General features: G+C 72.9%; 21 protein-coding genes and 1 riboswitch. Of the genes, 9 read left to right on the top strand and 12 right to left on the bottom strand.

Annotated features, from left to right (window positions below; all coding sequences use genetic code 11):
- Positions 1 to 241: 241 nt before the first annotated feature.
- From KVS67_RS06645 to KVS67_RS06620, 6 genes are all read left to right on the top strand, one after another.
- On the top strand, positions 242 to 2,782 hold the full coding sequence (locus KVS67_RS06645; protein ID WP_217565150.1) for a DUF262 domain-containing protein: 2,541 nt from the start codon (positions 242 to 244) through the stop codon (positions 2,780 to 2,782).
- 75 nt (positions 2,783 to 2,857) lie between these two features.
- Positions 2,858 to 3,067: a hypothetical protein gene (locus KVS67_RS06640; protein ID WP_134377219.1), complete on the top strand. Its 210-nt coding sequence runs from the start codon at positions 2,858 to 2,860 to the stop codon at positions 3,065 to 3,067.
- Complete coding sequence (locus KVS67_RS06635; protein WP_134377220.1) at positions 3,064 to 3,624, top strand: hypothetical protein; 561 nt, start codon at positions 3,064 to 3,066, stop codon at positions 3,622 to 3,624. Before KVS67_RS06640 ends, KVS67_RS06635 begins: the two co-directional genes overlap by 4 nt.
- A gap of 187 nt (positions 3,625 to 3,811) precedes the next feature.
- Positions 3,812 to 5,008: a homing endonuclease associated repeat-containing protein gene (locus KVS67_RS06630; protein ID WP_134415896.1), complete on the top strand. Its 1,197-nt coding sequence runs from the start codon at positions 3,812 to 3,814 to the stop codon at positions 5,006 to 5,008.
- Between the two features lie 49 nt (positions 5,009 to 5,057).
- Positions 5,058 to 5,798: a 4a-hydroxytetrahydrobiopterin dehydratase gene (locus KVS67_RS06625; RefSeq protein ID WP_081339235.1), complete on the top strand. Its 741-nt coding sequence runs from the start codon at positions 5,058 to 5,060 to the stop codon at positions 5,796 to 5,798.
- 10 nt (positions 5,799 to 5,808) lie between these two features.
- Positions 5,809 to 6,498 (top strand): hypothetical protein, encoded by a 690-nt coding sequence (locus KVS67_RS06620; RefSeq protein ID WP_134377222.1) that lies wholly within the window; start codon positions 5,809 to 5,811, stop codon positions 6,496 to 6,498.
- A gap of 58 nt (positions 6,499 to 6,556) precedes the next feature.
- Here KVS67_RS06620 and KVS67_RS06615 read toward each other — a convergent pair whose 3' ends face one another.
- On the bottom strand, positions 6,557 to 7,357 hold the full coding sequence (locus KVS67_RS06615; RefSeq protein ID WP_217565149.1) for an enoyl-CoA hydratase/isomerase family protein: 801 nt from the start codon (positions 7,355 to 7,357) through the stop codon (positions 6,557 to 6,559).
- Between the two features lie 21 nt (positions 7,358 to 7,378).
- On the opposite strand from KVS67_RS06615, the gene KVS67_RS14285 reads away from it, so the two are divergent.
- On the top strand, positions 7,379 to 7,507 hold the full coding sequence (locus KVS67_RS14285; protein WP_255351296.1) for a hypothetical protein: 129 nt from the start codon (positions 7,379 to 7,381) through the stop codon (positions 7,505 to 7,507).
- 9 nt (positions 7,508 to 7,516) lie between these two features.
- Here the strand turns inward: KVS67_RS14285 and KVS67_RS06610 are convergent, their stop codons facing one another.
- Positions 7,517 to 8,059, bottom strand: a complete 543-nt coding sequence (locus tag KVS67_RS06610; RefSeq protein ID WP_002857975.1) for a MarR family winged helix-turn-helix transcriptional regulator — start codon at positions 8,057 to 8,059, stop codon at positions 7,517 to 7,519.
- Between the two features lie 132 nt (positions 8,060 to 8,191).
- On the opposite strand from KVS67_RS06610, the gene KVS67_RS06605 reads away from it, so the two are divergent.
- On the top strand, positions 8,192 to 8,578 hold the full coding sequence (locus tag KVS67_RS06605) for a hypothetical protein (RefSeq protein WP_044658809.1): 387 nt from the start codon (positions 8,192 to 8,194) through the stop codon (positions 8,576 to 8,578).
- A gap of 9 nt (positions 8,579 to 8,587) precedes the next feature.
- Here KVS67_RS06605 and KVS67_RS06600 read toward each other — a convergent pair whose 3' ends face one another.
- Genes KVS67_RS06600 through KVS67_RS06590 form a run of 3 tightly spaced genes read right to left on the bottom strand, consistent with a single transcriptional unit; the run spans position 8,588 to position 12,557 of the window.
- Positions 8,588 to 9,790, bottom strand: coding sequence for an acyl-CoA dehydrogenase family protein (locus KVS67_RS06600; RefSeq protein ID WP_217565148.1), 1,203 nt, complete (start codon positions 9,788 to 9,790; stop codon positions 8,588 to 8,590).
- The gene (locus KVS67_RS06595) at positions 9,787 to 11,388 is read right to left on the bottom strand and encodes a fatty acyl-CoA synthetase (RefSeq protein ID WP_217565147.1); all 1,602 of its coding nucleotides are present in this window, start codon (positions 11,386 to 11,388) and stop codon (positions 9,787 to 9,789) included. The genes KVS67_RS06600 and KVS67_RS06595 overlap by 4 nt, the downstream gene beginning before the upstream one ends.
- 20 nt (positions 11,389 to 11,408) lie before the next feature.
- A complete protein-coding gene (locus KVS67_RS06590) occupies positions 11,409 to 12,557 on the bottom strand; it encodes an acetyl-CoA C-acetyltransferase (RefSeq protein WP_217565146.1) in 1,149 nt (382 codons plus the stop codon).
- A 259-nt stretch (positions 12,558 to 12,816) separates the two neighbouring features.
- Between KVS67_RS06590 and KVS67_RS06585 the strand changes: the two genes are divergently transcribed.
- The gene (locus KVS67_RS06585; protein WP_135019281.1) at positions 12,817 to 13,071 is read left to right on the top strand and encodes a DUF6480 family protein; all 255 of its coding nucleotides are present in this window, start codon (positions 12,817 to 12,819) and stop codon (positions 13,069 to 13,071) included.
- A 138-nt stretch (positions 13,072 to 13,209) separates the two neighbouring features.
- Here KVS67_RS06585 and KVS67_RS06580 read toward each other — a convergent pair whose 3' ends face one another.
- The 7 genes from KVS67_RS06580 to KVS67_RS06550 all read right to left on the bottom strand — a co-directional run bounded on the left by KVS67_RS06580 (position 13,210) and on the right by KVS67_RS06550 (position 20,863).
- Positions 13,210 to 13,605: a hypothetical protein gene (locus KVS67_RS06580; protein WP_063188917.1), complete on the bottom strand. Its 396-nt coding sequence runs from the start codon at positions 13,603 to 13,605 to the stop codon at positions 13,210 to 13,212.
- Positions 13,606 to 13,795: 190 nt separating this feature from the next.
- Entirely contained in the window at positions 13,796 to 15,238 is a 1,443-nt protein-coding gene (locus KVS67_RS06575) for a sodium:alanine symporter family protein (protein WP_217565145.1), read from the bottom strand.
- A 61-nt stretch (positions 15,239 to 15,299) separates the two neighbouring features.
- Positions 15,300 to 16,652 (bottom strand): RNase H family protein, encoded by a 1,353-nt coding sequence (locus KVS67_RS06570; protein ID WP_113913859.1) that lies wholly within the window; start codon positions 16,650 to 16,652, stop codon positions 15,300 to 15,302.
- Between the two features lie 212 nt (positions 16,653 to 16,864).
- Positions 16,865 to 17,371, bottom strand: coding sequence for a TetR family transcriptional regulator (locus KVS67_RS06565; protein WP_010080165.1), 507 nt, complete (start codon positions 17,369 to 17,371; stop codon positions 16,865 to 16,867).
- Positions 17,368 to 18,069 (bottom strand): ABC transporter ATP-binding protein, encoded by a 702-nt coding sequence (locus KVS67_RS06560; RefSeq protein ID WP_002857999.1) that lies wholly within the window; start codon positions 18,067 to 18,069, stop codon positions 17,368 to 17,370. Before KVS67_RS06560 ends, KVS67_RS06565 begins: the two co-directional genes overlap by 4 nt.
- Positions 18,069 to 19,799, bottom strand: coding sequence for an iron ABC transporter permease (locus tag KVS67_RS06555; protein ID WP_217565144.1), 1,731 nt, complete (start codon positions 19,797 to 19,799; stop codon positions 18,069 to 18,071). The genes KVS67_RS06560 and KVS67_RS06555 overlap by 1 nt, the downstream gene beginning before the upstream one ends.
- Positions 19,799 to 20,863 carry a thiamine ABC transporter substrate binding subunit gene (locus KVS67_RS06550; RefSeq protein WP_217565143.1) on the bottom strand — a complete coding sequence of 355 codons (1,065 nt, stop codon included), beginning with the start codon at positions 20,861 to 20,863 and terminating at the stop codon, positions 19,799 to 19,801. Before KVS67_RS06550 ends, KVS67_RS06555 begins: the two co-directional genes overlap by 1 nt.
- Before the next feature lie 66 nt (positions 20,864 to 20,929).
- Positions 20,930 to 21,035, bottom strand: a riboswitch (TPP riboswitch).
- Between the last annotated feature and the right edge of the window lie 11 nt (positions 21,036 to 21,046).

Raw genomic sequence — 21,046 nt, 5'->3', positions numbered from 1 at the left:
TGCCGACCCTGCAGACCTGACAGGTACAAGCCCCCTACAACCTCGAAGACGGCTACACCACTTCCAGGGACTTGACCGCGTGAGCACCCGCGACCAGGAAGGCTTCCTCCAGACCCAGGAGACCGCCCTCAGGCAGGCCGGCTGATCGAAGATCTTCCAGGACCGGCTTTCCGGGGCCTGAGCCGAACGGCCCTGACACCTCGGGACGATCTGGCCTCAGGGCCCCCGTTAAGCTCGTCCCATGGTCGCCGCGCGTGAAGTCACCCTTCAGGAACTCCTCGGGGGCTCCTACCAGTACACGGTCCCGCTCTATCAGCGGACGTACTCCTGGGGCCGCCCGCAGTGGCAGCGACTGTGGGAGGACGTCGTGGACGTCGCCGACCGCCGCCGGCACAACCTTTCGGCGACTCACTTCATCGGCTCCCTCGTTCTCGCCGGCTTCCGGGACAACGGGCCCGGTGGCGTCCAGCGGTGGCTCGTGGTGGACGGGCAGCAACGGCTGACGACTCTGACGCTCCTCCTCGCCGCTGTCCGCGACCACCGGGCTGAGCACGAAGGCCCCATGCACGCCGATCGGGTCAACGAGAAGTACCTGGTCAACAAGTGGGAGGACGGCGATCTCCGCTACAAGGTTCTGCCCACCCAGGCCGACCGTGGCGCCTACCGCGGACGGATCGAGCACGCCCCGGACGCTGCCGAAGGATCCAGGATCAGCGAAGCCCACCAGTTCTTCCTGACGAAGCTGCTCGGGTTGAGTCAACCGTCTGCTGGCGGTGAAGAGGAGCCGCTGACCTTGGCGGAGGTCGAGTCCGCCGTCGTCGCCGGCCTGTCGATCGTGTCCGTGACCACCGGGGAGAACGACAACGCCCACCGCATCTTCGAGTCGCTGAACAACACCGGCCTCAAGCTCACCCAGGGCGACCTGCTCAGGAACTACCTGTTCATGCAGCTGCCCACACGGGCGGATGAGGTCTACACCACCCTGTGGCTCCCGTTGCAGAACCTGCTCTCCAATGAGGAACTGGAGACCCTGTTCTGGCTTGACCTGGTGCAACAGGATCCCAAGGTCCGCCAGACGGAGATCTACGCGGGGCAGCAGCGTCGCATGCGTGGCCTGCAGGACGAGCCGCAGGTCAGGGCGGAAGTCGAGCGGTTCCTGGCATTGGGGCGTCTCTACGACGTCATGCTCCGTCCGGAGAAGGAGAAGGACGCCGCAGTGCGGTTCCGCTTGGCGCGCTTGCGCGCCTGGCGCACGACGACGACGTTCCCGATCACACTGCACCTGATGGAGCGCCGGTCGTTGGGGGACATCGACTCGGACGAACTGGCCCGTGCGCTCCTCTACCTCGAGTCGTACCTGGTCCGGCGCCTCGTCTTCGGCCGCTATTCCGACGGTCTCAACACCACCTTGCTCGCGGCCACGGCTGACATCCAGGGTCAGGACGACCCGGCGGATGCCCTGCAGCGCTTCCTCTCCAGCGGACGGAAGCACTTCGCCTCCGACGATCAGATCCGCCAGGCCGTGATGACGGCACCCTTCTACACGACGGGCCGGGCGGCCCACCGGAAGCTGATCCTCCGGTGGATCGAGGAGTCCTACGGCAGCAAGGAGCCGGTGGACCTCGACAGCGCGACCATCGAGCACGTCATGCCGCAGACGCTCACGGAGGAGTGGGAGCGCGCTCTGGCCGGCCAGCTCGAGGCGCACCAGGACCTTCGAGAGGTGCACACCGAACTCCTCCACACCTTGGGCAACCTCACCCTCACCGGGTACAACAGCGAGCTGAGCAACGGGCCCTTTGCGGTCAAGCGTGCGGAGCTGGCCAAGAGCGGCATCCGCATGAACCAGGAGATCTCCGCTGAGCCGGTATGGGGTCCCGCGCAGATCCGTGCTCGCGCCGAGCGGCTGGCGGACCGGATCGTCGGTATCTGGCCGGGGCCCTCAGCAGAGGCCGCCTCCGGGGTCGCTCACACGGCCTGGCAGACGCTGTCGGATGCCGTCGAGGCCATTCCCGCCGGGTTCTGGACCTCCTATGGCGAACTGGCACGGCTGATCGGAAGCCATCCGGTCCCCGTGGGGACCTACCTCGCACGGACTGCCCTGCCGCACGCTCATCGTGTGCTGCAAGCAGGAGGCACCGTCTCTCCGTCCTTCCGGTGGGCCGACGTCCACCGGACGGACGATCCGCACGACGTCCTCGCGGCCGAAGGCGTGCGCTTCTCCGAGGATGGACGTGCCGACGGCGGCCAGCGTCTGTTGGCGGAGCAGCTCGCCGAGCTCATCGACGTCGATGTCGACCTGACCGATCCCCGGTCGCTCGCGGCCCCGGGCAACGACTCTGCGCTCCGGGACCGCTGGGTCGACCGACTGCACGACCACAACGATCCCGAATCGGCCCGCGCACTGATCGAGGTCCAACGAGGCTGGGTCGAGCGCGGTGGCCGGGCGAAATTCGCGGACAATGCCGCCGGCGGTTGTTTCTTGGTCGTCCCGCGCACGTCAGCACGCGCCATCTGGCCGGTGATCCTGTACCCGACGTACGGCGTCGAGGTCGTCTTCTATCACCTGGCGAAGTGGCCTCCCTTCACGGACGAGGCGCTTCTCGACGAATTCCGGGGACGTCTGAATCTCATCCCCGGGCTGGAATTCGGTCCTGAGTCTCTCCGCCGGCGCCCGAGCATCAAGCCGCAGACCCTTCAGCCGCCCGCGGCGCAGGAGGCGTTCCTCGACGCGCTGGAGTGGTTCCTGCACACCGCCCAGGAGGACGACAGAATTGCCTGACAGCCCGGCCAGGGGCAGGTCCTGACGAGGCGCTGACCCCCTCACCCCGTCCACCTCACCCAGTTCGCTCGCCCCATGAAGATCGGTCTCCGCAAGCCCAGCCTGAAGAAGTCCATCAAGGCCCGCACCACGGGCCGCGCCAAGCGCGCGATCAAGCGCAAGGTCATCCCCGGCTACGGCCGCAAGGGGATGGGCTGGCTGCGCGATCCGAAGCGCGCCGCCCGCAACGCGGTCTACAAGCGCACCACGTTCGGTCTCGGCGATGTCCTGCGGATGTTCCGATGAGCGCGCCCGGCAGCATCACCGCCGACGGCGCTCGCGGTCTCGCCACACACCGCGCCCCCGGCGCCGTCGAGCTCGTCGAGCCGCCCCGCGAAGCTGTGGAGTGGATGGCCTCATCCGCCCCCGCGACCGACCTCTGGTGGACCGCCACCGTCTGTGGCGAGGAGGACCCGGGCTGGCACCGGCTGGAGAGCGCCGCCCAGATCGCGGACCTGGTGCACGCCCTCACCGACCCGCGGGACAAGCTGATCCTCGAGGACGAGCCGCCCACCCGGTACGCGCAGATCATGCTGCTGGGCGACGGGCTCTTCATGGTGGAGATCGCCAAGCGGTTCGAGGGGCTCGGGGCCTACAACTGGCGGATCGGCCGGGGCCGGGCTGCGGACGAGGCCGCCAACGACCCCCAGGACCTCGTCCAGCCCCTGCAGGAGCTCACCGCCGCCGAGACCGTCGAGGTCCTCGTCAGCTGGGCACAGGGCCACGGCCTCCCGCTGCCCTACGGGGCGGCCCTGCGAACCTACGGCACCCCGCCGGACCCGGGGCTCGGGTTCGACTCGTGACGCTCTAGGGGCGCGAATGTTCCCGGGCGCGGTGCAGTGCCGACCGTATGGTGTGATAAGCGTCATGCAATTCCGATGATGAAGGAGCACAGTGGAGTTCGAGGTCCCTTCCGTGTCACCCGGCTCGGAGTCTCTTAACGCCCCGTTCACCTCGAAGCGACGCCGTGAGCTCGCTGCGCTGGCCAGCATGACCATCCTGCCGTCGACCCCGCGCGCTGTGAGGATGGCCCGGGAGTACTTCGAGGGCAGCACACTGGCCGAGATCGGGGAGCGGTTCGGCCGCACCCGGGAACGGGTCCGGCAGCTCATCCGTGATGAAGCGGGGTACTCGACCAAGGAATTGAAGGCGTACCGCGAACTCCTCGCTGACGAGGAGTTCCGCATGAAGCGGGCGGCCGCCGTGTCCTGGTCGGAGCGACACGTGGGCGTGCCGCTCTCTGTGGCATCGCAGGATCTGAGTCTGTCCCAGCAGGAGCTGCGGCGGTTGCTGGGCAAGCGCGTCAAGTTCCATCTGGGAGACGCCAAGCCGCGCAAGACGTCCTCGGCTACCCCGGACGAGGTTCTGCTCTCTGCTCTCCGCGAGTTCTACGAGGAGACGGGAGAGACGGCGGCGCAGTCGTTCACCCAGTGGTCCCGGAGCCACGGAGTGCCCACTCACCAGACAGTGGCCAACCGGTTTGGTGGATGGAACGCCGCTCTCGAACGCGCGGGCATCGCGGTCACGGACCGGCGTCGGAGTCGATCCAAGTACTCCGACGCAGAGTTGGTCGAAGCACTGGTGGACGCGTGGTCCTCAGCGACGCCCCCCCGCACCTACCTCGAACTCTCGGACTGGCTCTCCGCGCGCCCGGGCATGCCGTCGGCGGCCCTGATCCGCAATCGTCTCGGCGTGGGGTTCGAAGAGATGCGAGCGCGCGCCCTGCGCGTCGTGGCCGGTCAGTCGATGGGCTTCCCGGGGCGGAAGCGGACCCGGGTCGACTGGAAGGGCAAGCTCGATCCGGGGGACGACCCGCTGACCCTGGTGCGCCGGGCGATCGAGGACCGAGGGCCGCGCCTGACCGTCGCCGCCTACAACAGCTGGGCGGCGGAACACGGAGTCCCCGCCACGCCGACGGTCCTGCGCCGCGCTGGCACCAATTGGGTCCAGCTCGTGGAGGCGGCCGGCGGTACCCCCAACCCGCCGAAGCCCGCCAACCCCTTCACTACCGAGGAACTCCGGGTGTGGATGGAGCGGTTCATGACAGAGTCGGCCACCCACAGCCAGTCCGCTCACGAGGAGTGGCGCCAGGCCCACGGTGGCCCTTCGGCTCAGACGATCACCACCCGTCTTGGCCCGTGGCGAGAGGTCCTCGAAAATCTCGGCGGGGGCCAACGAGAGGGCTGAACCGGCGGTGAGCGCCCCGTGAAGTTTGTCCCCCGGGCATCATGGCCCCATGACGTCCGCTCTCAACCGCCTCGAGCATCTCGCCGCCCTCCCACCTCACACCGCGATCGACCCAGCCGAGCTTGCTGTGGCCCTCACGGGGGTGCCAGAGCTCGGGGGTTGGCGCGTCACGCCGTCGCCCACACCCGCCGGCACCACCCCACCCGAGCTCACCATCACCTACGCCACCGACGACTTCGCCACGGCCCTGGCCCTGGCGAACCGGATCGGGGAGGCAGCCGAGGCCGCCGACCACCACCCGGACCTGACCGTCTCCTACGGCCGGCTCACCGTGGGCATGCACAGCCACGACGTCCGCGCCCTCACCTCCCGCGACGTCCGCCTGGCCCGCACCGTCGCCCGCCTCGCCAGCGAGGTCCTCGCCCCCCACGCCCTCGCCGCGTACGGCACCCTGGCGCCCGGCCGCTCGAACGCGCACGTCATGGACGGTGTGCGCGGCACCTGGATCCCCGGCACCCTCCGCGGCACGCTCCACGCCAGCGGCATCGGTGCGGCCACCGGCTACCCAGGCGTCGTCCTCGCGGGCACCGCGCCCGCGCACGCGACCACCGACGTCCCCGCCCAGGTGCTCGTCTCCGCCGACCTCCCGGACCACTGGGACCGCCTCGACGCCTTCGAGGGCGCCGGCTACCGGCGGGTGCCCGGCGTCGTCGCCCTGGAGGACGACGACGCCGTCCGCCCCGCCTTCGTCTATGAGCTGGTGCCCGATGCCGTCCCGCCGTCCGCCTGAGCCCCCCGCCATGACACCGCACCTCGACACCCACCCCGACGCCCGCCCCGACCCCGGCTCCCGCCAGCGGGCCCTCGTCCGGCGCTCGCCCCTGATCCTCGCGGCCGTCGTCCTCCTGGCTGGAGCCGCCGTCCTCGCCGCCCAGGGACACCGCGAGGCGGCCGGCCTCAGCCTGCAGATCGTCACGGTGGTCCCCGTGCCGATCGCCCTCGAACGCGCCCACCGGGTCCGCCTGCCCACCGCGCTGCATGCGATGTACGCGGCCCTGCTGCTCGTCGCACCGTGGGTGGGTGCCGCGCTCGGCGGCTACGACGCCTGGCCGTGGTGGGATGCCCTCGTGCACTTCTACTCCGGCGTGCCGATCGCGCTCGGGTGCGTCTTCCTGCTGGGCGTCGCGGCCGCGCGCCGTGGGCTGGTCCTGCCGCCCGGGCTCGAGGCGCTCCTCGTGATGGCGCTGCACTCGCTCGTGGCCCTGGCGTGGGAGATCGCCGAGTTCACCGCCGACCAGGCGCTCGGCGCGCAGACGCAGAAGGGCAACACGGACACCATGACGGACATGATCGTCGGCACGCTCGGGGCCCTGATCGTGGCGTTCGCCCTGTACGCGCACCGCACCCGCGGCCGCTTCGCCTGGCTCTCGCGCTTCACCGGGGCTCGGACGGACCTCGCCGGGGGGCCGGCGCAGCCGCCGCCGGCCTGAGCCCGCGGCGGCGTCGCCTCAGTGGGCGACGCCGCCGGCCCGCGCCGCCGCCCACCTCTCACCGGCCCGCGAACGCCTCCACCCGCCGCACGGCCTCCGGGTGCTCGGACGCCGCCGCGATCGACGCCGCCTCCTGCCGCACATGCGCGCGCAGCGCCTCGACGTCGGCCCCGCGCGCCAGCGCCTTCGTCGGCCCATAGGTGTGCGCCGGACCGGCCACCAGCTCGTCCTCGAGCTCCGCCAGACGCGCCGCGAACGCGCCGCCGGCCACCGCCTCGGTCGCCAGGCCCCATGCGACGGCCTCGGTCCCGTTCAGGCGCCGCCCGCCGAGGAGCAGCTGCGTCGCGCGCACCGGCCCGAGCACCCGCGGCAGCCAGTAGGACACGCCCGTGTCCGGTGTCATCCCGAGCGCGGAGAACGCCGTCACCAGCTGAGCGTCCTCGCGCACCAGCACGACGTCGCCGCCCAGCAGGAGCCCGAGCCCCGCCCCGGCGGCCGTCCCGTTGACGCCGGCCAGCACCAGCAGGCGAGAGCCCGTCAGCGCCACCGCGACCTCGCCCGCCGCCTCGCCGAGCTCCTGGATCATCGCGCGCCGCTCCGGCCCGGCAGGCGCGGCAGCCATGGCCTGGACGTCCCCGCCGCCGCAGAAGATCCGTCCCTCGCCGGTCAGCGTGAGCACGTGCACGGACTCGTCCGCCTCGGCCTTGGCGATCGCCGCGAGCACCTCGCGCGCCATCGTCAGTCCGAGCGCGTTGCCCTTCGCGGGCCGGTTCAGCGTCAGCCGCACGACGCCGGGCCGCGCCTCGACGAGGACGGCCGGGGCGTCGTCGGAGGAAGAAGGGGTGGGTGCGGTGCTCATGTCAGCTCCTGGGGTTGGCGGGTGCGGTGCACGGGTGCCGGCCGCGAGGACGGCCGGCCGGGCATGGGGTGGGTGCGCGATCCGAAGCGCGCCGCCTACAACGCGGTCTACAAGCGCACCACGTTCAGCGTCTGGGACCTGTTCCGCTGAGTCTGTTCCTCACGCGGGCTGGTCCGCCTCGTCCTCGTCATGCTCCTCCACGCTGCGGATCAGGGCCCGCAGGAACGCGGCCGCGCCGGCGAGCTCGGCCGGGGTGAGGCCCTCCACCGCGGCGAGCATACTGCGGTGCATGGCGCCCAGGGTGGCGCGGACCTCGTGGTCCGTCTTGGCCGTCGGCTCCACCACCACGGATCGGCGGTCCTGTGGGTGGGGCGCCCGTCGGGCGTAGCCGTCTCGGACCAGTCGGTCCACCAGGGCGCTGGCGGAGGCCGGGGTGATCTCCAGGGCGCTGGCCAGATCCCGCTGACGGACCTTGTGGCCGCGTCGGTCGGCCCGCAGCAGGTAACGCAGGGCTGACAGGTGGGTCTCTCCCATCCCCATGCTGTCCCGGGTGCGGGCGCGCATGCGCCGTTCGGCCTCCCGGTAGCGTCGCAGCAGGTTGAGCACGTCCACAGGTTCGATCTCGCGGGCGCCGCGGGTGTACCAGTAGCCCGACGTCGGTTCGCCATCCGTGCTGGTCAGCGTGGTGTGCTCCTCACCCATGCGCTCTTGAACCTCCCTGTTCACGTCACCCCGAAAATTTGGTTAGTCTTCCTAACGCATAGTTAGACTAACATTTTCCAGGTCACGGCGATCTCTGTGAGGGGGCGCTCGGGCCGCGGCGAGAGGAATGTCATGACAGCAACGCTGGAGGCCCCCCAGGCCATGGGGCGGACCCTGTCCGCCGTCCCGCCCGTCCTCGAGTCCCCGGCGCCGCAGCCCGCCGCCTTCCGTCAGCGCTGCGCCCTCCTGGCCATGAGTGCCGCGCGGGCCGTCACCGTGTTCCCCGAGGTCGCTGAGGCCAGGTTCGCCATCACCGGCACCCCCTCCGCCCCCGCGCTGGAGGTGGACTGCATCCTGCGGGACGGAGAGGACACCGCGGCGGTCATCGAGACCATCACGGTGCACCTCGTCGAGGACCTCGAGGAGCTGCTCGGCGCACGGTTCCACGAACGTCGGCTGGAGCTGGTCGTGGACCGCAGCCTGCCCCGGGTGGGCGTGGGGGTCGTCTCCGCGCCCTGAGGGAGGCGCTCACGCGAACGCGCTCATCCCGGTCAGGTCCCGGCCGAGGATCAACGCCTGCACGGACTCGGTGCCCTCGTAGGTGTGCAGCGCCTCGACGTCGGCGAAGTGCCGCATCACCCGGTGCTCGAGGAGGATGCCGTTGCCGCCGAGCATGTCCCGGGCGATCTGCGCCACCCGCCGCGCACCCCGGGTGCAGGCGTACTTCAGCAGGGAGGCCTGCTCGTCACGCAGCCGCCCGGCCGCCTGCAGGCGGGCCACGGCCACGCAGCGGGTCTGCATCGCGGTCACCTCGTCCAGCATCTGCGCGAGCCGTTCCTGCACCATCTGGTGCGCTCCCAGCGGCTTGCCGAACTGCTCGCGCTGCCGGGCGTAGGCCAGCGCGGCCTCGAACATCGCGGTCGCGTGGCCCAGCGCGGACCAGCCCACGTTCACGCGGGTGGCCACCAGCACGCGCGCGGCGTCCTTGAACCTCGCCACGCCCGGCAGCCGCGCGTCGTCGCCGACCCGCACGTCGGTCAGCATGATCTCGGCCTGGTGGATCGCCCGCAGCGCGCCCTTGCCCGTGATCACCTCGGCCTCGTAGCCGGGCGTGGACTGCTCCACCACGAAGCCCTTGACCTGGCCGTCCTCGGTGTCGCGCGCCCACACGATCGTGATGCCCCCGGCGGCCCCGTTGCCGATCCACTTCTTGGCGCCGTTCAGCACCCAGCCGCCGGCGCCGTCGGGCCGCGCGGACGTCTCGAGGGACACCGAGTCCGAACCGTGCAGCGGCTCCGTGAGCGCGAACCCGCCCGGCAGCGTGCCGCGCGCCACCGGCTCGAGGTACCGCTCCTTCTGCTCCGGGCCGGCGCAGTGCACCAGGGCGCGCAGCACGAGCCCGCCCTGCACGGCCGCAGCCGCGGCCATCGACCCGTCCGCCCGGGAGATCTCCATCGCCACCAGGCCCGCGGCCAACGGCGACATCACCGGGTGCCCCGGCACCTCCAGCCCGTCGGTGAGCAGGTCCAGCTCGCCCGCCCGCGCCACCAGGTCCAACGGGTACTCCGCCCGGTCCCAGTGCCCGTCGATCCGCTCGAGCACCTCCCGGCCGTAGGCACGGGCGCGGTCCCAGTGCGCGCGGTCCTCGTCCGTCGCCTCCCCGAACGCGTCCAGGTAATCGACGTCCAGGGGCGTGACGACGTCGTAGATCGGCTTCTGCAGGCTGGTCACTTCGACCCCTGCGTCCGCTCGGCGCGCAGCGCGCGCTTGAGCAGCTTGCCCGACTGGTTCCGCGGCAGCTCCGCCACGAAGTCCACGCGCTTGGGCACCTTGAAGCCCGCCAGCCGCTCCTTCACGTGGGCGCGCACGGTCTCCGCGGTCAGCTCAGCGCCCTCCTTGAGCACGACGACGGCGGTCACCGCCTCGATCCAGCGCTCGTCCGGCAGGCCGATGACGGCGACCTCGGCCACCTCGTCGAGCTCGTAGATGGCGTCCTCGACCTCGCGCGGGGCGACCAGCACGCCGCCCGTGTTGATGACGTCCTTGATGCGGTCCACCACCTGGATGTAGCCGGCCGCGTCCTGGGTGACCTGGTCGCCGGAGCGGAACCAGCCGTCGTCGGTGAACGCGTCCGCGGTGGCATCCGGGCGGTTCCAGTAGCCGGAGAGCAGCTGCGGCGAGCGGTACTGGATCTCACCGGGCTCGCCGGGCGCAGCGGGGGCGCCGTCGGCCGTCATCACCCGGGCCTCCACGTGGAACACGGGGCGGCCGCACGAGGCGGGCCTCGCGTCGTGCTCCTCGGGGCGCAGCACCGTGCACAGCGGGCCCAGCTCGGACTGGCCGAAGCAGTTGTAGAAGCCGATGCCCCGCTGGCTCTGGCGCAGGCGCTGCAGCACGGTCACCGGCATGATCGAGGCCCCGTACTGGGCCTTGTGCAGCGAGGAGAGGTCACGCGTGGCCAGGTCCGGATGGTTCGCCAGCGGCACCCAGACGGTGGGCGCCAGGAACAGGGAGCCGATGTGCTCGGTCTCCACGAGCTCGAGCATCCGGGGGATGTCCGGGGCGGCCAGCAGGCGCACCGTGGCGCCGAGGCTCAGGTAGGGGAGCAGGAACACGTGCATCGCGGCCGAGTGGTACAGCGGCATGGCCACGAGGGGGCGGTCCTCGGCCGTGAAGTCCAGCGCGATGATCGAGGAGAGGTACTCCGCCACGAGCGCCCGGTGGGACATCATGGCGCCCTTGGGGGTGGAGGTGGTGCCGGAGGTGTAGAGCAGCTGGGCCAGGTCGGTGGCCGACACCTCCGCCTCCGGGGCGGCGGCGTCCAGCGTCTCGTCCTGGGCGGTCTGAAGCACGGAGGGCTCGGCGTGGCCGGCGGGGAGCATGGTCCACACGTGCCGCAGAGCCGACGCGCGGCCCTCGGCCCGGACCTGGTCGACCCGCTCGAGCATGCCGGCGTCGGCCACGAGCAGCTCCGCGCCGGAGTCCTCGAGGGCGTGGGCGAGCTCGCCGCCCTTGAGCGCGAAGTTCACGGGCACGTGCACGTAGCCGGCCGTGACGCAGGCCAGGAAGAGCAGTGCGTAGGCGTCCGAGTTGGTGGCGTAGGCGGCCACCCGGGTGCCGGCCGGCAGGCCGGTGTCCTGGAGGCGGCGGGCCACGCGGTGCGCTCCGTCCCGGAGCTGGGCGTAGGTCCAGTCGCGGTCCTCGAAGCGCAGGGCGACGGCGCGCGGGGAGCGGGCGACCGCGCGTGCGAACACGCGGCCGATCGTGTCCTCCGGGGCGGGGGAGAGGTGGGCGGCGGCGTCGGTGGGGTGGGTGATCTGGTCTGGCATGGGAACCTCCGGGGGATGGGTCAGAGACGTTCGATCACGGTGACGTTGGCCTGGCCGCCGCCCTCGCACATGGTCTGCAGGCCGTAGCGGCCGCCGCTGCGCTCGAGCTCGTGCAGCAGGGAGGTCATCAGCCGGGCGCCGGTGGCGCCGATGGGGTGGCCCAGGGCGATCGCCCCGCCGTTGACGTTGACCTTCGCCGGGTCCGCGCCGGTCTCGGTCAGCCAGGCCAGCACGACGGCGGCGAACGCCTCGTTGATCTCCACGAGGTCCATGTCGTCGATGGTCAGGCCCATGCGGTCGAGCGCGTACGCCGTCGCCGGGATCGGGGCGGAGAGCATCATGACGGGGTCGGCGCCGCGGGCGGAGAGGTGGTGGATGCGGGCTCGCGGGGTGAAGCCGTGGCGGCGCACGGCCTCCTCGGAGGCGAGCAGGAGGGCGGCCGCGCCGTCGGACATCTGGGACGCGGTGGCCGCGGTGTGCAGCCCGCCGGGGACGATCGGGTCGAGCGAGGCGATCTTCGCGGCGTCCGGGGTGCGGGGGCCCTCGTCCGCGGTGAGGCCGGCGAGGGGCAGGATCTCGCGGTCGAAGCGACCGTCGGCCTGGGCGGCGAGCGCGCGCTCGTGGGAGCGCACCGCGAACTCCTCCAGGGTGTCCCGGTCCAGGTTCCAGTGCCGGGCCATCATCTCGGCCCCGCGGAATTGGGAGATCTCCTCGTCCCCGTAGCGGGCGGCCCAGGACTCGGAGCCGGTGAACGGGTCGGGGAAGCCGAGATCGCGGGCGGCCGTGTTGGACCGGGAGAGCGGGATCGCGGACATGGACTGCACGCCACCGGCGACGACGAGGTCCGCCGTCCCGCTCATGATGGCCTGCGCGGCGTAGTGGACCGCCTGCTGGCCGGAGCCGCACTGGCGTTCGACCGTGGTGCCGGGGACGTCCTCGGAGAGCCCGGCCGCGAGCCAGGCGTTGCGCGCCACGTCCATGGCCTGTGGGCCGAGCTGGTCGATGCAGCCGAGGATGACCTCGTCGTACTCGACCGAGTCGATGTCCTGGCGGGCGACGAGCTCGCGCAGCGGCGCGGCCGCCAGATCGAGGGGATGCACGCCGGCGAGCCCCTTCCCGCGGCGACCCACGGGGGTGCGGACGGCGTCGATGATGTAGACCTCGGGCATGGGGGGCTCCTCCGGACGGCGGGAACGTGACGCCGATCACGCTATTGCTTGGACGTCCAACGATCAAGAGTATGACGGGATCCGGCGTGGGCGGCGCGGAGGGCGCCGTTTCGTCAACGAAAGCGGCTCAGGGCGCGCCGTTTCGGCCACGAAAGCGCCGGGGCGGGCGTCGCCTCGCCCTGGTCAGGACCCCCTGCCCCGGGCCTACCGTGAGGGCCAGCGGCACGCACCCGTGCCGCTGAGACGAGAGGAGCCGGCCATGGCCACCCCGCACACCCCCGACCCCCAGGACGCCCGGCGCGCACGCGAGGCGACGGACGAGACCTCCGGTGCCGCGTTCGACGGCGACACGCCCCCAGCCGAGGGCGCAGGCGTCGGCCCGAGCAACCCGGGCATGGACGTGGAGCAGACCGGCGAGCGCTCGGCCGGCAAGATCGTGCTCGGGCTGATCATCGCCCTCGTGGTCATCGGCGTCCTGGTGTTCATCCTGGGCCGCGTCGCCGGCCTCGGCTGAGCCGCGGCGCAGACGCCTCGAGCACGCCACCGGCCCATCGCGACCACGGGGCGGGCACCGATCCGTCGGTGCCCGCCCCGTGGTCGTGTCCGCTCCGCGGTGATGCCGCTCAGCTGCGACGCCGCGCCGTCGCAGCGGTCAGAAGCCGCCGCCCACGGTCCGGCGGCCACCCGCCGTGCGTCGGCCGGCGGCACCGGACCGGCCGCGGGAGGCGAGGGCCCCGCCGAGCAGCCCGCCCAGCAGGCCGGTGCCGAGGCCGCCCGTGGACCGGGCCGAGGGTCCGAAGCCGCCGCGGTACGCACCGGAGCTGCGCCCGCGCGTCGTGCCCCCGGCGCCGCGGCGCGAGAGCTCACGCAGCGCCAGACCGCCGAGCGTGCCCAGGAGGGCACCGCCCAGGCCGCTGGACCGGCGTCCCTGAGAGCGGGCCTGCCGGCCAAAGCCGGGGGACCGGCCGATGTGCGCACCGATGGTGGGTCGGCTGGAGCGGCGGCCACCGCCGCCGAGAGTGCGGGTGAGGCTGGAGAGGATGCCCATGGTGTCCTCCTCGGACGTCGTGCCGGCCACTCGTGCGTGGCCGGTCGGGTGCGCCTCAACCTAGGCGTCGACCCCCGCACGGTGTCCAGACCGGGCCTCCTCATGCATCGAGGCGGGATATCCACCCCACGGCCGCCCGCGGCAGCCAGATGGGGTCGATATCCCGCCTCGAAACGCGCGGGCGGGGGCGTCAGTCCTGGAGCGGGGAGGTCTTCGGCTCGTCCCGCCACAGGGCCACGTTCCGTGCCTCGGGCAGGTCGGAGAGGTGGAAGCCCGGATCCATGCCCGCCTTGAGCTTGCGCTCGTAGTCCCGGAGCAGCTTCACGGCCAGTCCGCCCAGCGGGATGATCGCCACGAGGTTGATGGTCGCCATGAGGGCCGCGAACGTGTCCGCGAGGTTCCACACCAGCGCCACGGAGCCGAGCGCGCCGCCGACCACGCACACCAGCACGAGCACGCGGAACACGGTGATGGCCGGACCCGCGTGGCGGCCGGCCAGGTACCGGATGTTGGCCTCGCCGTAGTAGGTGTTGCCCAGCACGGAGGACCAGGCCAGGAAGAAGATGATGACGGTCAGCGCCGGGCCGGCCCACGCGCCCACGGCCTGCTGGAGCGCACCCTGGGTCACCTGCATGCCGAGCGCCTCCCCGCGTCCGTAGGCCGGGTTGGAGAGCAGGATGACGAACGCGGTGGCCGAGCACACGATCAGGGTGTCGAAGTAGACGCCCAGGGACTGCACGAAGCCCTGCTTGGCCGGGTGGGAGACGGCCGCGGTGGCGGCGGCGTTCGGGGCGGAGCCCATGCCGGCCTCGTTGGAGAACATGCCGCGGCGCACGCCCTGCATCACCATCGTCATGCCGACGGCGGCGCCCGCGACCTCGCGCAGGCCGAAGGCGTGGCCCACGATCAGCGCGATCATGCCCGGGACCTCGGTGATGTTGACGACCATCACGATCAGGGCCAGGAAGATGTAGAACGTGGCCATCACGGGGACCACCACGTTGGTCACGGCCGAGAGCCGGCGCACGCCGCCGAAGATCACGAGGCCGGTGAGGGCGGCCAGGCCCAGGCCCACGATCCACGCGGTGGTGGAGGACGCGCCCCAGTTGGCCTGCACGGACTCGGAGATCGAGTTGGACTGCACGGCGTTGAACACGAAGCCGTAGGTCACGGTGATGGCGACGGCGAACACGGCCGCCAGCCACTTGGCGCCCAGACCGTCGCGGATGTAGTACGCGGGCCCGCCGAAGTAGCCGTCCGCGCCCTTCTGCTTGTAAAGCTGGGCCAGCGTGGACTCGACGAAGGCGGTGGCGCCGCCGAGGATGGCCAGCAGCCACATCCAGAACACGGCGCCCGGGCCGCCGATCACGATCGCGATCGCCACGCCGGCCACGTTGCCGGTGCCCACGCGCGAGGCCGCCGAGATGGTGAAGGCGCGGAACGGGCTCACGCCGTCGTTCTCGAACCCGGTCTGGGACTTGCCCGTCACCGACCGCAGCATCTCCGGGAGCATGCGCACCTGCACGCCCACGGTCCGGATGGTGAACCACACCCCGGCCACGAAGAGCAGCGCCATCACGACGTACCAGTACTTGTCGTTGAAGGCGGTGACGGCCGCTGTGATCTGTTCCACTGTCGCTTCCACAGCCCCACCCTAGAGGCTGGGGCGGAGGACGGGGAATCGGGGGCCGGGGTCAGCCGGCGGCGTCGTCCTCGACGCGGAGCTGGATCAGCTGCCCCATCCGCTCGGGCAGGTCCCCCTCGGGGGTGCCGACGCTGGCGTGGCGGGCGGCGGCCCGGGCGAGGTCGTCGGCCAGTTCGTTGCCGTGCACGCCCACGTGGCCCTTGACCCACGTGGTGTCCACCTGGACGTCCGCGGCCTGCGCCAGGTCGACGGCGGCCAGCAGGCGCCGCAGGGTGCGGCGGATGCGCTCGCCCCGGGCGCCGCCGAGGGTGAGCCGCTCGCGGCGGGCGGCGTTGAGCAGGGCCAGCGCGGCGCGCGAGTCCGAGTGGATGGTGACCCGGCCGCCGGGGGTGCCCGCCCACGCGCAGATCACGTGCCCCAGCACGAGCGCCTCGAGTTCCACCTCGAGCGGCATCGTGGCCCCGGCCACGGCCTGCACGGCCCACATGCTCGGCCCGGCGACGGCGGCCGCCCCGCCGATGCGGGAGCCGCGCAGCACGGAGCCGTCCACGTACACGTCCGTCACGTCCGCCTCGTCCGCGAACGTGAGGCTGTGGGTCACCCCGGGCAGGTTGCGGCGCAGGAAGCGGTCCGTGCGGCGGCGGGAGAGGAAGACGCCGGAGGAGCGGCGCAGCGCGTCCTCCTCCTCCTGGGCGGCCTCGATGGCCTCGAGCGGGATCCGGGCCGCGCCCGTCTGGGCGACCGTCTCCGGGTCCACGTCCGGCAGCAGGTAGCTGGAGCGCTGCGTGCCCACGGGGGACTCGTCGAGCCGGTAGGAGACCACGCGCGTGTCCACGGGGGCGAGGACCTCGAGCAGGGAGAGCAGCTCGGCGTCCCGGTCCGAGCGCAGCCGCACGATCACCGGGCGCTCCGGCGGCAGGTCGACGGTGACGGTGGACCAGAAGGCGCTCAGATGCGCCGTCCCGACCATCCCGGTGTAGACGTGGCCGCGGACGTCGTCGCCGAGCTCGCGCAGCTCGAGCTCGCGGGCCACGTAGACGATGCCCCCCGTCGTCGGATGCAGGTCCAGGCGGAGGGCGGGGCCGTGGTCCACGCCGGGCAGCATGGCCAGCGGGCTGGCCACCACGCGGACGCCGTCCCGGCGGATCCGGGTGCGCGGCGGGGAGGGGCGGGGGACGACGGGGCCGGTGCGCGTGAGGTCGACGCCGTTCCGGTCCCGCGGGGTGCCCCGAGGCCGGCGGGCACGGACCACGCGCAGCGGGCGGTGCTGCTCCTCCGCCTTGGCGCCCGGGCCACGGAAGTCCCAGCCCACGTCGACGAGCGCCGCGGGGTGTGCGGGCTCGACGTCGTGATGCAGCGTCCGGTCCACGACCGTCCGCGGGTGGTTGATCCGTGCTCCCATGGCTTCGCCGGCTGTGTCGAAGGGGACCGCGCCGGAACTGTGAGCCGGGTCCGGCGGGCCATGCTGGTCCTGCGGCGGTCGGGCGGGATCGCCGTGGACGAAGGGGACGACCCGTCCCGACCTGTTCTGCTCTGGGCGACCTTACCGAGCGCACCTGTGAGGAGGCAGGTCTCCTCTCCTCGGCCTCCCGCGCGGCCGCGTCGGACGAGGCGTCAGAGCGGGTCCGTGCGGTGCCGCTGCACGTCCGGGCCGGTCGGCACGCCGAGCGCCTGCGCCTGCGCGCGCTGCTGCCGCAGGGACACGGTGCCCAGCAGCAGCGCCAGGGCCCGCTCCCCGTCCTCCGGGGTGTCCGCCGCCTCGGTGAGCAGACGGTGCAGGCCGAGGCCGCCCAGCCCGAGCGCGAGGGCGGAGAGCACCACGTCCGCCCCGTCCCGGTGCCGCAGCAGGGCGGCCTCCGCGGCCTCGGCGCGGCCCGCCAGGTCCGTGACGCGGCGGGCGCGCACGGTCTCCTCCGCCTCGGCGACGATCCGGTCCGCCACCCGCGCCAGCAGCGACTGCTTGTCCGGCACGTGCCAGTACAGCGCGGAGGCCTGCACGCCCAGCACCGCGGCCACGCGCCGCATGGACAGGTCGCCCATGCCGAAGTCCTGCAGGATCCCGACGGCGGCGTCCACCACGTCCTGGGCGGTCAGCCGGGGGCGGGGTGCGGGCGGGGTCATGCCTGAGAGGCTACCGCCGGGCCGTCCTCCTCCGCCGCGATGCGTCCCCCCGCGCCCAGGCGCACGGTGCGGTCGGCCATCACCGCGGCCTCCGCGAGGTCGTGGGTGACGACGACGCCGGTCGTCCCCGCCGCCCGCAGCACCGTCCGGATGTCCTCGGCCAGGCGCCGGCGCAGGTCCGCGTCGAGCGCGGACAGCGGCTCGTCCAGCAGGAGCACCCGCGGGGCCGGGGCCAGCGACCGGGCCAGCGCCACGCGCTGGGCCTGCCCGCCGGAGAGCCGCTGCACAGGCCGGTCCGTGAGCTCGGTCAGGCCCACCAGGTCCAGCAGCTCGGCCACGCGTGCCCGCCGCCGGGCCCGGTCCCAGCCGGCGGACTCGAGGCCGTACGCCACGTTCCGGCCCACGGTCCGGTGCGGGAACAGCTGCCCGTCCTGGAACACCATCCCCACGCCCCGGCGGTGCGTCGGCACCGCGGCCACGTCCCGCCCGTCGAGCTCCACCGTGCCCGCCACGACGTCCTCGAGCCCGGCGATCCCGCGCAGGATCGTGGACTTGCCCGAGCCGGAGGCGCCCACGAGCGCCACGATCTCCCCGGCGGCCACGTCCAGGTCCGTCCCCCGCACGGGGGTGGAGCCGTCCGGATAGCGGATCGCCACGTCCCGGAGCCGGAGGGAGGCCCCCGTCGTCGTCGGCGTCATCACAGACCTCCCGCCCCGGCCGGGCCCCGGGGGCGCAGCCGCTCGCACACCAGCATGATCCCGGCGCTCAGCACGGCCAGCACCGTGGCCGCCGCGAGCGCCATCCCGTAGTTGTCCGCGCCCGGCCGGCCCAGCAGCCGGGCGATCAGCACCGGCAGGGTGGGCGCGGACGGGCTCGCCAGGAAGCTCGTGGCCCCGAACTCACCCAGGGACACCGCGAACGCGAAGCCCGCGGCCACGCCCACGCCGCGGGCGAGGAACGGGCCGTCCACCGTGGCCAGCACCCGCCACGGGCCCGCCCCGAGGGTGCGTGCGGCCTCCCGCAGCCGCGGGTCCACCGCCGCGAGCACGGGCACGAGCGCCCGCACCGCGAGCGGCAGCGCCACCACCGCCTGGGCCAGCGGCACGAGCACGCCCGAGGCCGCCAGCTCCGGGAACGCGGCCCGCAGGGACACGACGAAGCCGAAGCCCACGGTCACCGCGGACACCCCGAGCGGCAGGAGCAGGGCGCCGTCGAGGGCCCGCTGGGCCGCCAGCGCGGCGCGTGAGCGGAAGGGCCGGGTCAGCAGCAGGGCCAGCGGCACGGCCACCACGAGCGTCACGAGCGTGGCGTCCACGGCCACCCGCAGGGACTGTTCGAGCGCCTGGGCCGGCGTCGACCCGCCCACGAACCCGCTGCCCGCGCTCGTGGAGAGCAGCTCGTAGTTGCCCAGCCCCCAGCCGTGGCGGGTGTGGAAGGAGCGCACCACGAGCGTCAGGATCGGCGCCACCACGAGCGCCACCACCGTGAGCATCACGGCCACCGGGACCGCGTCCGCGCGCGTGAGCCGGGCCGGCGGCGTCTCCCGCAGGCGCAGCGCCCGCTGGGTGCGCGCCGCCGTCACGCCGGAGACCACGACGGCGGCCAGCACCACCGCGAACTGCAGCACGGAGAACACCGCCGCGGTCCGCAGGTCCAGGTAGACGGAGGTCTGCACCCAGATCTCCGACTCGAGCGTGCCGTAGCCGGGCCGGCCGAGCGTCTGGACGATGCCGAACGCGGACGCGCAGAACAGGAACACCAGGGCCGCGCTCGCGGCGATCGCCGGGGCGAGCTGGGGCAGCGTCACGGTGCGGAACGCCCGCCACGGCGAGGCGCCCAGGGTGCGGGCGGCCTCGGTCTGGCGGGGGTCCAGCGCGTTCCACAGCGCGCCCACCTGGCGCACCACCACGGACACGTTGAAGAAGACCATGGCCAGCACGACGGCGGTGGTCGTCTGGTCCAGCCCGGTGAAGCCGAGCGGTCCGCCGGGGGCGAGCAGGGCGCGGAACGCGACGCCGACCACCACCGTGGGCAGCACGAACGGCACGAGCACGAGGGCGCGGAGCACGGCCCGCCCCGGGACGCGACGCCGGTGCAGCACGAACGCGGTCGGCAGGCCGAGCGCCACCGAGACCACCGTGCCGGCGGCGGCCATGCCGAGCGTCTGGCCGAGGATGCGCCACGTGCGCTCGCGGGCGAGGGTCTGGCCGAAGGCGGTGAGGTCCACGGCGCCGGTGAACGCGTCGGCATCGCCGCCGATCCCGCGCCAGAGCATGGCCGCCACGGGCCACGCGAAGAAGACGAGCAGGAAGGCGACCGGCAGGACGGCGGCCACCAGCCACCACGGGCCGAGCCCGTCCCCCCGGCCGCGGGCCCGCCGGCGCGGCAGGTCCGTGCCGGGGGCCGCGACCTCGGTGAGCGCGGACATCAGCGCCGGGAGGCCTCGGACAGGGCGGTCCACTCCTTCAGCAGATCCTCGCGGCGCTCGTCGATGCGGGCGGGGTCCGGGGTGATGGCGTCCTCGACGAGCGGCGCGTTCTGCGCCCACTCCTCGGGCAGCTGCACCGACTCGTCGATCGGGTACATGTACATCGACTCGGGCAGTACGGACTGGACCTCCTCGGTGAGCATGAAGTCCACGAACGCCTGCGCGCCCTCGGGGTTCTTCGCGCCCTCGAGCACGCCGGCGTACTCGACCTGCGGGGTGCAGGAGTCCTCGATCACCTCGGTCTCGGGGGCGAACGCGGGGGAGGAGGAGTAGGAGAGCACCACCGGGAACCGACCCTTGCCCTCGCCGCCGGAGAAGTCCGAGTTGTAGGCGTCGGACCAGCTGTCGGCGATCTTGCCGCCGTTCTCCATCAGGCCCTGCCACCAGTCCTGCCAGCCGTCGTCGCCGTACTTCTCCGTGGTGGCCGCGAGCAGCGCCAGGCCGGGGGAGGAGGCCACGGGGGAGGTGGCGACCGTCAGCTTCGCGTACTCGGGGTCGTCGAGCTGGTCGATCGAGGTGGGGGCCTCGACGTCGTGGGCCTCGAACCATGCCGGATCCGTGTTGAAGCACACCTGGCCCTGGTCCACCGGGGTCATGCGGTCCTCCACCATCCGGTCCTGTGCGGAGGCGGGCAGGTCCTGCGGGGTGTATTCGGCGACGACGCCCTCGCGGACGAGGCGGTGCGCCGAGTGGTCCTCCACGCCGTAGACGCCGTCCACGGTGGGCTCGTCCTTGGCCAGCAGGAGCTGGTTCACCACGCTGCCGGCGTCGCCGGGGGCCGTCGTCTTCAGGGTGTAGCCGGACTCCTGCTCGAACTTCTGGACGAGCTCCTGGGGCAGGTTGAACGAGTCGTGCGTCATGATCGTCACCGTCGTCGGCTCGCCGCCGGCGCCGGCGGCGGACGACGACGCCCCGTCGCCGGACGAGCCGGACACCGAACAGCCGGTGAGGGCGAGGGCGGCCACTGAGAGGGCGGCGAGGGCGCGGTGCGGGGTGCGGGACATGGCGGTTCTCCTCTGGGACGGCAGAGGGGCCGGGACGAGGCCGCCACCGGAATCCCGGGACGACGTCGACCGGGAGACTCGACTTCCTTCGCCGGTGCGGACCGGCGCAGGTTCGAGGGTCTGCGGCGGACCGCACTCTCAGCGCCGCGCGGGCGCTCCCCTGTCGATGTGGACTGGTCCCGA

The sequence above is a fragment of the Micrococcus sp. GbtcB5 genome (genome assembly GCF_019091605.1).
Lineage (GTDB): Bacteria > Actinomycetota > Actinomycetes > Actinomycetales > Micrococcaceae > Micrococcus > Micrococcus luteus.
This window is presented reverse-complemented; position numbering and strand designations above follow the sequence as displayed.

Bases quoted from the DNA above. Each gene is read 5' to 3' on its own strand.
- KVS67_RS06645 (WP_217565150.1), top strand. From the start codon at position 242: ATGGTCGCCGCGCGTGAAGTCACCCTTCAGGAACTCCTCGGGGGCTCC.
- KVS67_RS06640 (WP_134377219.1), top strand. From the start codon at position 2,858: ATGAAGATCGGTCTCCGCAAGCCCAGCCTGAAGAAGTCCATCAAGGCC.
- KVS67_RS06635 (WP_134377220.1), top strand. From the start codon at position 3,064: ATGAGCGCGCCCGGCAGCATCACCGCCGACGGCGCTCGCGGTCTCGCC.
- KVS67_RS06630 (WP_134415896.1), top strand. From the start codon at position 3,812: ATGACCATCCTGCCGTCGACCCCGCGCGCTGTGAGGATGGCCCGGGAG.
- KVS67_RS06625 (WP_081339235.1), top strand. From the start codon at position 5,058: ATGACGTCCGCTCTCAACCGCCTCGAGCATCTCGCCGCCCTCCCACCT.
- KVS67_RS06620 (WP_134377222.1), top strand. From the start codon at position 5,809: ATGACACCGCACCTCGACACCCACCCCGACGCCCGCCCCGACCCCGGC.
- KVS67_RS06615 (WP_217565149.1), bottom strand. From the start codon at position 7,357: ATGAGCACCGCACCCACCCCTTCTTCCTCCGACGACGCCCCGGCCGTC.
- KVS67_RS06610 (WP_002857975.1), bottom strand. From the start codon at position 8,059: ATGGGTGAGGAGCACACCACGCTGACCAGCACGGATGGCGAACCGACG.
- KVS67_RS06605 (WP_044658809.1), top strand. From the start codon at position 8,192: ATGACAGCAACGCTGGAGGCCCCCCAGGCCATGGGGCGGACCCTGTCC.
- KVS67_RS06595 (WP_217565147.1), bottom strand. From the start codon at position 11,388: ATGCCAGACCAGATCACCCACCCCACCGACGCCGCCGCCCACCTCTCC.
- KVS67_RS06590 (WP_217565146.1), bottom strand. From the start codon at position 12,557: ATGCCCGAGGTCTACATCATCGACGCCGTCCGCACCCCCGTGGGTCGC.
- KVS67_RS06585 (WP_135019281.1), top strand. From the start codon at position 12,817: ATGGCCACCCCGCACACCCCCGACCCCCAGGACGCCCGGCGCGCACGC.
- KVS67_RS06580 (WP_063188917.1), bottom strand. From the start codon at position 13,605: ATGGGCATCCTCTCCAGCCTCACCCGCACTCTCGGCGGCGGTGGCCGC.
- KVS67_RS06570 (WP_113913859.1), bottom strand. From the start codon at position 16,652: ATGGGAGCACGGATCAACCACCCGCGGACGGTCGTGGACCGGACGCTG.
- KVS67_RS06565 (WP_010080165.1), bottom strand. From the start codon at position 17,371: ATGACCCCGCCCGCACCCCGCCCCCGGCTGACCGCCCAGGACGTGGTG.
- KVS67_RS06560 (WP_002857999.1), bottom strand. From the start codon at position 18,069: ATGACGCCGACGACGACGGGGGCCTCCCTCCGGCTCCGGGACGTGGCG.
- KVS67_RS06555 (WP_217565144.1), bottom strand. From the start codon at position 19,799: ATGTCCGCGCTCACCGAGGTCGCGGCCCCCGGCACGGACCTGCCGCGC.
- KVS67_RS06550 (WP_217565143.1), bottom strand. From the start codon at position 20,863: ATGTCCCGCACCCCGCACCGCGCCCTCGCCGCCCTCTCAGTGGCCGCC.